Raw genomic sequence first — 13,075 nt, 5'->3', positions numbered from 1 at the left:
TACAGCCATTGATGCGCGCCATCTATAGTGTCCGGCATGTTCAGGACAAGGAGGCATTATGCAAAGCGATAACTTCAACATTTCCACCTATTTCAACCGCATAAACTACACCGGACCGGCGGGTGCCGATACGGCCACCCTGCATGCGCTGATGCGTCATCAGCTCTTTTCCGTTCCCTTTGAGAATCTGGACGTGCAGGCGGGCAAAGTTGTCTCGCTGGCGCCAGACGATATCGCCGATAAGGTGTTAACGCAGGGGCGCGGCGGCTACTGCTATGAGGTAAACGGGCTTTTTGCCATGGCGCTGGCGGCGTTAGGGATCCCTTACCGCTTCGTGGCGGCGCGCCCGATGTTCTACCCCGCACGGCGGCCGAAAACCCACATGGCGATCGTCGCTGAGGTAGATAGCCGACAGTGGCTTTGCGACCTCGGGTTCGGCAGCTACGGCATTCGTGCGCCGATGGCGCTGGACACGCTTGATGTGGATATCACGCAGGATTTCGACACGTTTCGGCTAAGCCGCGGCGCGGAGGGTGAGTATCTGCTTGAGGCGAAGGTTGAGGGAGAGTGGGCCCGGCAGTACGGCTTTGATCTCACCCCTCAGGAATGGATTGACTTCGTTCCGGCCAACTACCTTAACTCCACGCACCCGGATGCCATCTTTGTGCAGAAGCGGGTAGTGGTGCAGCACAGCCCGGAGGGACGCCAGATTTTACTGGGCGATATGCTGAAAACCATCACGGCGAACGGCACTGAAACGCGGCAGCTGGCGGAGGATGAAATCCGCCATGTCCTGAAGGACCGTTTTGCGCTGACCGCCGCGTAATCTATCGGGGAACGAGGGGGGCCTCAGCGCAGTCCGTCTTCTGCGGCTTTACGCTGAGTTCCCCACTGTAACAGCAGGCTAAACGACGCGGGTAATACGGTCAGCGTCACCAGCGTCGCGACCAGCAGCCCGCCGATAATCGCATAGGCCATTGGCCCCCAGAAGACCTGATGAGAGATCGGGATCATGCCCAGAATGGCGGCGCAGGCGGTCAGGCAGATGGGTCTGGCCCGGTGCTCCGCGGCCGCCATAATTGCGGCATCGTTTGCCATCCCCTGAGCAAGATTGCTGTCAACCTCGCTAATCAGTATCACCGCGTTGCGCACGATCATTCCCGCCAGAGCGATGACGCCCAGCAGCGCGACAAACCCCATCGGCGTGCCGCCGGGCAGCATAGCCAGCACGATCCCCGGCAAGCCAAACGGGGCCATCAGGAGGGCCAGCAGCATCCGGGAATATCGCCGCAGCTGAAGCATCAGCAGCAACAGCATGATGACCAGCGTTACCGGAAGAACGGTAAAGACGGAGCTGTTCCCCTTGTCCGATTCGGCAACCGCGCCGCCTTCTTCAATGCTGTAACCTGCGGGCAGGCTCGCGCGCAGCTTGTCGACCGCCGGACGCAGCGCCGCGGATACCGCTTCAGCCTTCAGCCCCGGGGCAAGGTCCGTTTGCACCGTGATGAAGGGCACGCGCTGCCGACGCCAGACGACCGGATCGTCCACGCCCCAGACCGGCGTCGCAACGGCGCTGAGCGGAATTTTTTTACCGTCATTCCCCTGAATCGTGAGCGAGGAGAGGGTGGCGGTGCTGTGACGTGCATCGTCCGTGGCCCGCAGCACCACGTCGACAAGGCGGTCGTTATCCCTGATGGAGGTGACAACGCTGCCGGACCAGACGGTGTTCAGCGTGCGGGCGAGGCTTTCTGACGATATTCCCGCCGCTCTGGCCGCCGTCTGATTCACTTTAAGGGTGATGACCCTCTCCGGCTCTCCGGCCGTCTGGTTAACGTCGCGTGAGAACGGAGACCGGCCAATCGCGTCCGTGAGACGGTTCGCCAACACCCGAACCTGCAGATAATCTGGCCCGCTCACCCGGTATTTGATGGGCCAGCCGACGGGCGGCCCCAGCTCAAGGGGCGACACGCGCGTGATGATGTCGCTAAACTGCGTCGCCAGGATCCTGTTGAGCCGAGCATGCAGACGATCCCGCGCCTCAAGATCCTTAGCCACCACGACCATCTGGGCGATGTTTTCATTTTCCAGCAGCACGTCCATCGGCAGGTAAAAACGGATGGCTCCCGACCCGACGTACGTCGAATAGCGATCGATGTTGCCGTTGCCTGCCAGCGCCTTTTCCAGCTTTTCCACCTCTCTTAACGTTTCCGGCTGCGACGCGTTGGCCGGAAGCGTCAGGCTGACCAGCAGCTCTGGCCGGTCCGAAGCGGGGAAAAACTCGCCCTGCATAAACGTCGTGCCGTACGCTGACAGCCCCAGCGCGGCAAGCGCAATCAGCACGGTAGCGAGCCGGTGGCGCAGTGCCAGGCGTAAAAGCCGTCCGTACCCGCGCGCGATCCTGCCGGGGCCTGCCGCGTGATGTCTGACTTTTTCCGGCAGCAGCCACGTGCCCGTCAGCGGGGAAAACAGGATCGCGACAGCCCAGGAGCAGAGCAGGGCAATGAGCACCACCGCAAACAGGGAAAAGCAGTATTCACCGGCGCTGGAGGCCGCAAAACCAACGGGAATAAAGCCGGCAATCATCACCAGAGTACCGGTGAGCATCGGGAAGGCCGTCGTTTTGAACGCATGCGTGGCCGCGTGCCGACGGGAATCCCCCGCTTCCAGCCGGGAGACCATCGTTTCGACGGCGATCATGGCGTCATCCACCAGCAGGCCCAGGGCAATGATCAGCGCCCCTAGCGAGATACGCTGAAGGCCAATACCGGCGAGCATCATGCCGGCAAACGTCATGGCGAGCACCAGCGGAATGGCCGTCGCCACCACCAGTCCGGCCCGTAACCCCAGCGAGACAAATGAAACCGCCAGCACGATAACAACGGCTTCGATAAGCACCCGGATAAACCCGCTTACCGCGTCACTGACCACCGCTGACTGATCGGCAACTTTCACCATCTCGATACCGTACGGCAGCCCGGCGCTGAGGGCCGCCATTCTGGCATTCAGCGCAGCGCCGAAACGCAGCATGTTGCCCGTTGGCGCCATCGACACCGCCAGCCCGATAGCCGGTTTGCCGTTCACCCGGTAGGCCGGGGCCGGTGGCTCGGCGATTTCCCGGGTGACGGTGGCAATGTCGGTCAGCGGAATATAGCGATTGTTCACGTGCAGCGTGACGGCGCGTAAGCTCTCCTCGGTCGTGAGCGCTCCGCTGACCTTGATCGCCATGTTCTCTTTTTCGGTACGCATCGTTCCTGCCGGGACAACCGCATTTTGCGCCCGGAGGGCGTCGGCAACCGCCTGAATATCGAGCCCCATGCCGGCCAGGCGTGCCGGAGAAAAGGCGAGAACCCACTGCTCCTGCTGTTCGCCCAGCAGGGTGGTTTTGCCTATATCCGGCAGGGACATCAGCTCTCGACTAATTGTTTCTGCGCGATCCCGCACCTCCCGCAGGGTAAAACCTTCGGGAATAAAGGCGTAAATTGTGCCGAACGTGTCGTCAAACTCGTCGTCCACGGCAGGACCCTGCACCCCTTCGGGCAGGGACGGCGCGATGTCCTGCATTTTTTTGCGAACCTGATACCAGATATCCGGCACGCGTTGCGGGGGCGTATCGTCACGGAGGTTGACGTGGATAACGGTGCGTCCGGCCCGGGTTTCACTTTCGAGATAGTCCAGCCAGGGCGTTTCCTGCAGCTTTTTTTCAAGCGTATCGGTCAGCAGGCGGGTGGTATCCGCCACGGAGGCTCCCGGCCACTGCGCGGAGACGACGGCCGTTTTAATGGTAAAAGCCGGATCTTCGTTACGCGGCAGCTTCTCATAGCAGAACACGCCCATCGCAATCACCAGCAGCATGAAAAAGCTGACCATCTGCTGGTTCTTCAGCGCCCAGGCGGAGAGGTTAAATTTGGCTTCCGGTCCTGTGTTCATGGCTGAACCTCTCCGGCAACCACCGGCTCGCCGGATCGTAATGTGCTCACGCCCGCCGTAATCACCCTGTCGCCCGGCTCAAGGCCGGAGGCAATAATGACGGAGGAGGCCGTATAGCTCGCGGGCACCACCGCGCGCAGCTGCGCCCGCGACTGCGGGGTAATCACAAAAACGGCCGGTTTGTCGCCGATGCGGGTCAGCGCCGAGGCGGGAAGGGTGTAGCCGCGCGGGGCAGACGATGGCAACGTGACGGTTACGCTGGCGCCCAGCGCCATGGCCGCCGGCGGGTTTTGCAGGGTGGCCCTGACGCGCCAGGTGCGGGTCTGAGGATCGGCCTGCGGGGTGATATCCCGCAGCGCGGCAGACGCCTGCACCGACGGGTCGCTGAGGAGGGAAACCCGCAACTCCGCCTTATCCAGAGGCGGGATCGCATCCGGAGTGGCAATATCAAACGCCACGTCGCGGGCTTCACCCGTTGCCAGCGTCAGCACGGACTGACCGTCGCTGACAACCTGCCCCGCAGAAGCGTTCACGGCGGTGATGACGCCCGCCTGCGGCGCGATCAGGCGCGTCCAGCCGAGGCTTTCGCGGGCATTTCGCCACGCGGCCTCGCTGCTTTTTAAGCGCGCGCGGGCGACAAGCCAGTCCGCACGGGCGCTGTCGAGCTGCGTGCGGGCAATCGCGCCCGTTGGCATGAGCTTTTGCATTCGACTGACGTTAAGCGCGGCGACCTGCGCCGAGGCTTTAGCACCTTCATAGTCGGCCGCCGCGCCGTCGAGCTGGTTTTGCCCGGTCGTGTTGTCAAGCGTGGCCAGCAGCTGTCCGGCAGTGACCCGGTCGCCAATATCAACGCTGCGCGTCAGTATCCGGCCCCCGGTCCGAAAGCTCAGGATCGTTTCATCGCGGGCATGGATCTCACCGGTTCTTTCCAGCGCGGGAAGGGTTTGGGCGGTGCCAACGACGACGTAGCGTACCGCTCGCGCCGGGTCGGGCTTATTTTCGTGTTTATCACCGCAGCCGGTCAGCGGAAAAATCGCCAGCGCAAGCAGGGCCAGGGGAAGAAAATGCAGCCAGGAAAGGGTGCGCGCCACGCCGTACAAATGATGCAGGCAGTGGCGGAGGGAGAGAAAAATTTCGTCTGACATAACGCCGCTCCATAAAGGGAATGGCGTTATTAAATGCGCGCTACGTCGAGAAAGATTCGATGTTCTGTCAAGGCTTTATCAAGAGTGAAGATTTTCATTACCGGACGGGTGCCAGGGCAATAAAATGCGCACGGCGAGGCCGCCGGTTTCCGGTAATGACGCGCTAATCTCACCCCCATGCGCCTCGCAAATCGCCCGGGCGATGGATAAACCGAGGCCGCTGCCGCCGGAATGCCGCGCGCGGGACTGCTCCTCGCGGCTAAAGCGTTTAAACATTTCCGGTAAAAACTGGGGCGAGACGCCCGGCCCGTCATCGGTAAATTCGAGGGTGTAGCGCCCGCTGGCGTAGTGCAGCGCCACCTCGAGGTGGCCGCCCTCGCGTCCGTAACGTAGCGCATTTTCCATGAGGATGGTAACGACCTGTCCAAGACGGAACGCATCGCCTCTGAAGGGGCTGGTGCGCGGGTTGCGAAGCGTTATCCGGAAATGATGCGCGTCAGCCTGGGGCATGATCCAGGCAGCCCGCTCCTGAATCAGCTCATCCAGACAAAACGGCTGGTCCTCCAGCACGAGGTTGCCCGCGTCGGCGAGCGAGAGAAGGTGAAGCTCATCGGTGAGGCGGTTGAGGTGCTGGAGCTGTTTCATCACCATGCCGAGCTGCGCCGGGCTGGCGTCAAACACGCCGTCTAACATGCCCTGCAGACGCCCGATGGCGGCCGTCAGGGGCGAGCGCAGCTCGTGCGCCATCGCAACGTGCGAGGCGCGGAGCTCTTTTTCATAGCGGGCGAGCTGTCCCGTCATGGAGTTAAAGTCGGTCGCAAAGCTGACCATTTCAGCCGGCGCATCCTTGATAAGTTCCGCCTGGCGGCCAAACTGCCCGTCGGCAACATCCTTTGCCGCATCGCGAAGGCGGCTGAACTGCAGCGCCAGCGGCCGGGCGTGTTTGAGCCCCATCACCACGATAAACGGGATCATCACCAGCACCAGCAGGGCCACCGTGGCCCAGTCGGCTGAGGCGATAGACGGCGTGGAATAGCTCAGGCCCCACCAGGTGTCCACAATCGAGTGGAAGCGGGCCGGATTGGCCTGCGGGTTCTGGCTGAGCGTCAGAAACTCCTGCCGGACCGCCGCTGGCATTTTGCCCATTATCCAGTAGTTCTGTACCGCATAGCGCAGCCACATGCAGGTGGCAATGACGATCACGCTGCCGATAGCCAGCGCCAGGATGCGCGCGCAAATCCAGCGCCACAGAGAGGAGTGCTGATTTTTAATCATGGCTGTCTGAACCTGTAACCCACGCCGCGAACGTTGATCAGCACGCCGGAGATCCCCGCCGCTTCCAGTTTTTTACGCAGGTTATAAATATGGGTGTCCACCACGCGCTCCAGCGCCTCGCTTTCCGGCAGACAGTGCTCCAGTAAATACTGGCGGGAGAACGGGTGCGCCGGAGAACGCAGCAGCGTTGCCAGAAGCGAGAATTCCGTTGGCGTAAGATCGAGCATCACGGGCGCATCGCCGCCGTTATCCACGCTCGCCACAATGGCGGCCACGTCCACCTCGAGCGTTTGCCAGCGAAGGATCGCTTCGTCCGTCTCTTTTTTACTGCTGCGCCGCAGCACCGCCTGCACCCGAGCCACCACTTCGCCCGGATGATAAGGCTTCACAACGTAATCATCGGCACCGTACCGCAGGGCACCAATACGGTCGGGCGTATCCCCCATGGCCGTGACCATGATCACCGGCACATCGCTTTTACGACGCAGGCCAGCCAGCACCTCGGTGCCGTTAAGCCCCGGCAGCATCACGTCCAGCAGGATGAGGTCGGGCTTCCACCGCTGCGCCATATCCAGCCCGGAATGACCGTCTCCGGTAATGGTCACGTCGTAATTTTCCCGCCGTAAATAGGCTTCGAGCACGCCGGCCGCATCGGCGTCATCTTCAATAATCAGCACTCTTCTGGACAACATCCGTTCACCTTGACCATTTCTTAACACTATCCCGACGATTCATTGATTCAGCCAAATCATACTGCGCCCACATTGTGTGGCCGCCCCCGTATCAGGAGGCGCCAGCGTCCGTATGGAGAGCAGTATGATAGCGATAAAAAAAGTCCTGTATATGTCCGTCCCGCTTCTGATGGCCGTGGCTTCCGGCGCGCAGGCGGATGATGGCACCGCGTCCGATTCCTTAACCGTCGGGCTGGGGGGACAGTATGCCCCACGTTACTCAGGCTCAGACAAGCAGGTGTGGCAGGTGGTTCCGGTGCTGCAGGGTCGTAAAGGCGCTTTCTTTATTGATGCGCAAAAAGGGGTGGGATATGACCTGCAAAACGACAGCGGCTGGTATTTCGAACACACGCTGGGCTACGACTTCGGAAGGGATGATAAAAATTCTGGCTGGCGTGAGGGCGCAAACAATCTGAAAGGGATGGGAGACATTGATGCCACCCTGAATACCGGCCTTGCCGTCGGCTGGCAGGCCGCGCCATGGCTGAGTATGGAAGGCAAAGCGACGCTGCCGTTAACGGACAGCCAGGGGGCAAGCTATCAGGCTTCCGTTACGCTAATTCCGGTACAAAATAAACAGGACACGGTCGCCTTTCAGTCTGCGGCCCTGTTTGGCGACAGCCGTTATCTGAATACCTGGTATGGGGTCAGCGAGCAGCAGAGCCGCCGCACCGGCTATCGCCGCTATGCTGCGACGGGTGGATTCTATGGCGTCGACACCAGCCTGACCTGGAGCCATCAGTTCGATGCCCACTGGGGGACAGTCCTGAGCGCGGACTATACCTGGCTTGGCGCTCGTGCGAATAACAGCCCGATCGTGATGCGGCGCAATGAGGGGGCTGCAACCGCCGCTATCACCTGGACATTTTAACGAGGGAAAGGGTCAGGCAAAGAGTCCCTTAATAAGCATCCAGAAAAGTGAGAGCACGCAGAGGAGTTGTACCGTTCGCAATGACCACAGCTGAAAACGCCATTGATATCGCTCCCGGGCATCGGCTTCTGCGATCGGGCCAGCGGCATCAGCAGCGTTTTTCCCTGGGCGGCGCAGAAAATCATGGCACAGCCAGACCAGAAGTATGAGGCAAAGTATTCTCGTGAAAAGTAAACCGTAGGCGGTATAAAACATATCCCAGTAGCAGCGGAGGGTGTCCATGGCCTTTATCCTTTCCTGAGCCGCCCATACGGCAGGTATGGGCGGTGAAAGATTATTTCTTCTTATCCATCATCGCTTTTAAATCGGCAAACGGGTTAAACGTGGCGACGCCTACGTCTTTTTGCGCGTCTTCCCCGGCGACCACGGTGGTGCCGTACTGATCCGCTTCGGTGTATTTCGAATGTTCGTGGTCGTGGCAAAACAGGCACAACAGCTCCCAGTTGCTGCCATCTTCCGGGTTGTTGGTATGGTCGTGATCGATATGATGAACCGTGAGTTCACGCAGATTGGAATAGACAAACTCGCGCGAGCAGCGTCCGCAGACCCAGGGATAGATTTTTAATGCTTTTTCGCGATAGCCGCTTTCCAGCCGCGCGTAGTTTTTGGGGATCAAAGCCATTGCCGGTTTTACCTGTGATAAAAATAGTGTGCCAATATAGCCCATCGGGTGCCGTAAAGGTAAACGCCATTGCTCCGTTAGAGTGAAAATGCGCCTTCAAGCGTAATCACACATTTTCCCCCTACGCGAACCACCGCCTTTCCTGACGAGGCATCGTATCCCGCGAACAGCACGCTTGCTCGCCCCATATCAACGCCCTGACTGACGTTAAGGTTAAGCGTCGTTTTATTGCGGTGCAACGCCAGCAGCGCCGTTGTAGCGGCGGTCGCGCTACCTGTTGCAGGATCTTCTGTCATGCGGGGAGTAAACATGCGGGCCTGCATATCGTGAGGTTCATCGGGATCCGTATCCAGGGTATAGGCATAGAGGGAAACCGCGCCATCCAGCGGTAACGTTGCGCGAAAACCCTGTAAATTCGGCACGCACCGACGAAGCGCCTCGCGAGAAGCCAGCTCGGCTATCAGGAAGGGCAGACCTACCGACGCGACAACAGGCATATGTACCGCGGTACGGATATCTTCTGCTTTCAGGGATAAGCAGGCAGCTACGCTTTCCGGGCTTACTTCAGAGCGGCAGGAGAGTGCCTCAGGCACCAGGAGTTCTGCGCCAGTCACGGTATCGTTGTCACGCAGCAGGCGTACTGGCACCAGACCGGCTATTTCCTCGAAGTGCAGCGTTTCAGGCAGGGGCTGATGATTCATCGCGGCGTGATAGGCCAGCACGTATGCAGTTCCAACATTCGGGTGCCCGGCGAAGGGGATCTCGCGCGAGGGCGTAAAAATTCGCACGCGTGCCGTACTGGAGGGATTGTCTGGCGGCAGAACGAACGTGGTTTCGCTGTAGCCAAATTCAACGGCGACCTGCTGCATTTGTGCTTTGCTCATACCCTCCGCATCGAGTACGACGGCGACAGGGTTACCCTGAAACGGGGTGTCAGTAAAAACATCCGCAACAACATAGCGTCTCTTCATTTTCTGTCCGGTGTAAAAATCCTGACATAGAGTAGTAACGTTAAATCAAACCGATAACCAGCCGTTTTTTACCTGACGGACCTGAAAAAAATTCAATCAATTTATTTGAATTATTCCGTTAAATAAACGGCATTTATTCTTACCGGGTAATGCGTAAAGTGTATAGAACGCAAAGCATTATCAGGACACATGGTTATGAAAAAGATCGGGTTTTTATCCTTTGGTCACTGGACGCCTTCACCGCAGTCCGGCACGCGCTCGGCGGCAGACACGCTGCTGCAGTCCATTGATTTAGCCGTGGCGGCTGAAGAGCTGGGGGCAGACGGCGCCTATTTCCGCGTGCACCACTTTGCCCGACAGCTGAGCTCGCCGTTCCCTCTGCTGGCGGCAATAGGCGCAAAAACGAAAACCATCGAAATCGGTACCGGCGTGATTGATATGCGCTATGAAAATCCGATGTACATGGCCGAGGATGCGGGCGCGGCGGATCTGATTTCCGGCGGTCGTTTGCAGCTTGGCATCAGCCGCGGTTCGCCGGAGCAGGTCATTGATGGCTGGCGTCATTTCGGCTATGTCCCGCAGGAAGGGGAAGACGAATCGGATATGGCGCGCCGTCATACCGAGGTGCTGCTTGAGGTGCTGCGCGGTGAAGGGTTTGCCAAACCCAATCCGCAGCCTATGTTCCCGAATCCGCCGGGGCTGCTGCGCCTGGAGCCGTATTCTGAAGGGCTGCGCGAGCGTATCTGGTGGGGTGCCGGTTCCAATGCGACGGCCGTATGGGCCGCAAAACTGGGAATGAACCTGCAAAGTTCAACCCTGAAGGACGATGAAACCGGCGAGCCGTTCCATATTCAGCAGGCAAAACAGATCCGCGCGTACCGTCAGGCCTGGAAAGAGGCAGGGCATACGCGCCAGCCGCGGGTGTCGGTCAGCCGCAGCATTTTTGCGCTAATGGACGACCGCGACCGGATGTATTTCGGTGCCAGCCGCAACGACAGCGATAGCGTGGGCTACCTTGATGAGAAAACGCGCGCCATCTTCGGGCGCAGCTATGCGGCGGAGCCGGACAAGCTGATTGAACAGCTGAAAAAGGACGACGCGATTGCCGAAGCCGATACGTTATTACTGACCGTGCCGAACCAGCTCGGTGTGGATTACAATGCGCATGTGATTGAATCCATTCTCAAACACGTCGCACCGGCAATGGGCTGGCGCGAGTAGTAGGCACACAGGGATAGCGCGTGGCGTGATTCTCAATCTGTAACTATCCGGGCGCTTATCGCGAAGACAGGAGGGGCAATACGTCCCTCCTGTCAGCGCTATTTATGGCTCATATCGCTCAGCAGCACGGCGATAGTTTGCCCGCCCGCCGTCTGTTCCAGACCGATCTTGACGATAATGGTCAGCGGGACTGAGAGCAGCATCCCAACGGGCCCGAGAAGCCAGCCCCAGAAAATCAGGGACAAAAAGACCACCAGCGTGGAGAGTCCCAGCCCCCGACCCATCATGCGTGGCTCAAGAATATTACCGAACACCAGGTTGATGACCAGATAGCCGGCCAGCAGGATCAGCGCGTCATAAAGCCCGCTGAAAACCAGCACCTGGAGGATAGGGGGGATCGCCGCCAGCACGGAGCCGATGTTGGGAATGTAGTTAAGCGCAAACGCCAGTAACCCCCAGACAAACGCAAAGCGAACGTCCAGCGCCAGAAGCATCCCCCAGACAACACCGCCCGTGACCAGGCTAATCGCCGTTTTCAGCACAAGATAGCGGGAGACGCTGTCCAGCGCGCGTTGAATCGCTCCCATTCCTTCAACCGGACGGACCATCATCTGCTGCAGCTTTGCCGGCAGCTGCGGCACCTCCAGCAGCATGAACACCACCGTTAAAAACAGCAGGAAAATGGAGGTCATGGCATTGGAAAGCTGCGCCAGCAGGCTGGTGACGATCGTCATGGCCGCATTGGGGTCGATATATTTCAGGAGTTCCTCAACCGAGACTTCGATGCCCGCGCGCTGCAGCCAGGGTTCCAGCTGCAGCAGCGGTATCGCCAGCGAAGAGCGGTACTTCGGCAGCGTTCGCGCCAGTTCATTGAGCGAGGTCCCCAGATACGCCACCAGCAAGACCATCGCCACAATGATGATGCTGATAAGCAGCGTAATCGCCAGCACGCGCGGGATGCGTAGCCGCGTCATGCGCTGCACCAGCGGGTTAAGGATCACCGCAACAAACAGGGCCAGAATAAAAGGCACAATAATGTCGGCGGCAAAACGAACGCCCGTCAGTATGATCACCAGCATGCCCAGCATGATGACAATTTTTAACCCGTTCAGGGTAATAATGGGTTTAGCCATGGTGACTCCGAATTTTTCTTTATATTTATAATAAAGGTGAAAGGCGTTGCAATAAACTAACCAAAATCAAACGGTATGGGTAAAGAATTGCAAAGACTTTGAGTAAAATCCTGGCTTATGGTACAAATCTGGTGTGTTTAACTACTGAGGACAATTTTCATCCGCAAAGACGAGAAGCAACAACGCGGATAATTGTAATTTTATGGACAATATGTTCAGGACGTACTCTTCAAACAATACCGCTGTCTACTCCACCTCCTTCTGCCTGCTTTCTGGTGAGCAACACTGGCGCACCGCACTATAGTCACGTCTTCTGCCTGAGCTGGCGCTAAGCGCTTAGCTATCTGATTTCAATTCGTATTTTTTTGGTTTGCTGCACGCAGCGAGCCACGATGGATTATATTCTCAAGCAGGAGAAAAACATGTTTTACTGGATCCTATTAGCGCTGGCTATCATCGCTGAAATTACCGGCACGCTGTCTATGAAATGGGCAAGCGTCAGCGATGGCAACACCGGTTTTATTTTGATGCTGGTGATGATTTCACTTTCTTATATTTTCCTCTCGTTTGCGGTGAAAAAAATTGCGCTGGGCGTCGCGTATGCACTGTGGGAAGGGATCGGTATTTTGTTGATTACGCTGTTCAGCGTGCTGATATTTGACGAAACATTAACAACAATGAAGGTCGCCGGATTAACGACGCTGGTCGCGGGTATTGTGCTGATTAAATCGGGTACCCGTAAACCTGGCAAACAGCAGAAGGAGCAGAACCATGCAACAGTTTGAGTGGGTTCATGCTGCCTGGCTGGGGCTCGCCATCGTGCTGGAGATCCTGGCGAACGTTCTGCTGAAATTCTCGGATGGTTTTCGCCGTAAACTCTACGGCCTGATGTCGATTGCCGCGGTTCTGGGGGCGTTCAGCGCGCTGTCTCAGGCGGTAAAAGGGATCGATCTTTCGGTGGCCTATGCGCTGTGGGGCGGTTTTGGTATCGCCGCTACCCTGGCCGCTGGCTGGGTACTCTTCGGCCAGCGCTTAAACAACAAGGGCTGGATGGGGCTCATCTTGCTGCTTGCCGGCATGATCATGATAAAACTCGCCTGACAGACCTCTCGCCATGAT

The 13,075-nt window shown here is 58.4% G+C and carries 13 protein-coding genes; 5 read left to right on the top strand and 8 right to left on the bottom strand.

Annotation, left to right across the window (positions count from 1 at the left end; all coding sequences use genetic code 11):
- Positions 1-58 precede the first annotated feature (58 nt).
- On the top strand, positions 59-826 hold the full coding sequence (locus HCH49_RS06805) for an arylamine N-acetyltransferase (protein WP_221702448.1): 768 nt from the start codon (positions 59-61) through the stop codon (positions 824-826).
- Between the two features lie 23 nt (positions 827-849).
- On the opposite strand, the gene HCH49_RS06800 is transcribed toward HCH49_RS06805, so the two are convergent.
- The 4 genes from HCH49_RS06800 to HCH49_RS06785 form a co-directional block, all read right to left on the bottom strand.
- Positions 850-3,927: an efflux RND transporter permease subunit gene (locus HCH49_RS06800; RefSeq protein WP_221702447.1), complete on the bottom strand. Its 3,078-nt coding sequence runs from the start codon at positions 3,925-3,927 to the stop codon at positions 850-852.
- Positions 3,924-5,072 carry an efflux RND transporter periplasmic adaptor subunit gene (locus HCH49_RS06795; protein WP_221702446.1) on the bottom strand — a complete coding sequence of 383 codons (1,149 nt, stop codon included), beginning with the start codon at positions 5,070-5,072 and terminating at the stop codon, positions 3,924-3,926. Before HCH49_RS06795 ends, HCH49_RS06800 begins: the two co-directional genes overlap by 4 nt.
- A gap of 78 nt (positions 5,073-5,150) precedes the next feature.
- Positions 5,151-6,347, bottom strand: coding sequence for a sensor histidine kinase (locus tag HCH49_RS06790; RefSeq protein WP_096150489.1), 1,197 nt, complete (start codon positions 6,345-6,347; stop codon positions 5,151-5,153).
- On the bottom strand, positions 6,344-7,039 hold the full coding sequence (locus tag HCH49_RS06785; RefSeq protein WP_029739347.1) for a response regulator: 696 nt from the start codon (positions 7,037-7,039) through the stop codon (positions 6,344-6,346). The genes HCH49_RS06790 and HCH49_RS06785 overlap by 4 nt, the downstream gene beginning before the upstream one ends.
- A gap of 124 nt (positions 7,040-7,163) precedes the next feature.
- Between HCH49_RS06785 and HCH49_RS06780 the strand changes: the two genes are divergently transcribed.
- Positions 7,164-7,949, top strand: coding sequence for a MipA/OmpV family protein (locus HCH49_RS06780; protein WP_221702445.1), 786 nt, complete (start codon positions 7,164-7,166; stop codon positions 7,947-7,949).
- Between the two features lie 12 nt (positions 7,950-7,961).
- Here HCH49_RS06780 and HCH49_RS06775 read toward each other — a convergent pair whose 3' ends face one another.
- From HCH49_RS06775 to HCH49_RS06765, 3 genes are all read right to left on the bottom strand, one after another.
- Entirely contained in the window at positions 7,962-8,231 is a 270-nt protein-coding gene (locus HCH49_RS06775) for a hypothetical protein (protein ID WP_182383440.1), read from the bottom strand.
- 52 nt (positions 8,232-8,283) lie between these two features.
- Entirely contained in the window at positions 8,284-8,631 is a 348-nt protein-coding gene (yajD, locus tag HCH49_RS06770) for an HNH nuclease YajD (RefSeq protein WP_003857471.1), read from the bottom strand.
- Between the two features lie 77 nt (positions 8,632-8,708).
- A complete protein-coding gene (locus HCH49_RS06765; protein WP_221702444.1) occupies positions 8,709-9,602 on the bottom strand; it encodes a PhzF family phenazine biosynthesis protein in 894 nt (297 codons plus the stop codon).
- Between the two features lie 195 nt (positions 9,603-9,797).
- Between HCH49_RS06765 and HCH49_RS06760 the strand changes: the two genes are divergently transcribed.
- Positions 9,798-10,823, top strand: coding sequence for an LLM class flavin-dependent oxidoreductase (locus tag HCH49_RS06760; protein WP_032657621.1), 1,026 nt, complete (start codon positions 9,798-9,800; stop codon positions 10,821-10,823).
- Positions 10,824-10,921: 98 nt separating this feature from the next.
- On the opposite strand, the gene HCH49_RS06755 is transcribed toward HCH49_RS06760, so the two are convergent.
- Entirely contained in the window at positions 10,922-11,956 is a 1,035-nt protein-coding gene (locus tag HCH49_RS06755; protein WP_033145372.1) for an AI-2E family transporter, read from the bottom strand.
- A gap of 422 nt (positions 11,957-12,378) precedes the next feature.
- Between HCH49_RS06755 and mdtJ the strand changes: the two genes are divergently transcribed.
- Entirely contained in the window at positions 12,379-12,741 is a 363-nt protein-coding gene (mdtJ, locus tag HCH49_RS06750; RefSeq protein WP_029739354.1) for a multidrug/spermidine efflux SMR transporter subunit MdtJ, read from the top strand.
- Complete coding sequence (gene mdtI / locus HCH49_RS06745; protein ID WP_024909144.1) at positions 12,728-13,057, top strand: multidrug/spermidine efflux SMR transporter subunit MdtI; 330 nt, start codon at positions 12,728-12,730, stop codon at positions 13,055-13,057. The genes mdtJ and mdtI overlap by 14 nt, the downstream gene beginning before the upstream one ends.
- The last annotated feature ends 18 nt before the right edge of the window (positions 13,058-13,075 follow it).

The organism is Enterobacter sp. Y17 (assembly GCF_019730495.1).
In the GTDB taxonomy this organism is placed as follows: Bacteria; Pseudomonadota; Gammaproteobacteria; order Enterobacterales; family Enterobacteriaceae; genus Enterobacter; species Enterobacter asburiae_B.
This window is presented reverse-complemented; position numbering and strand designations above follow the sequence as displayed.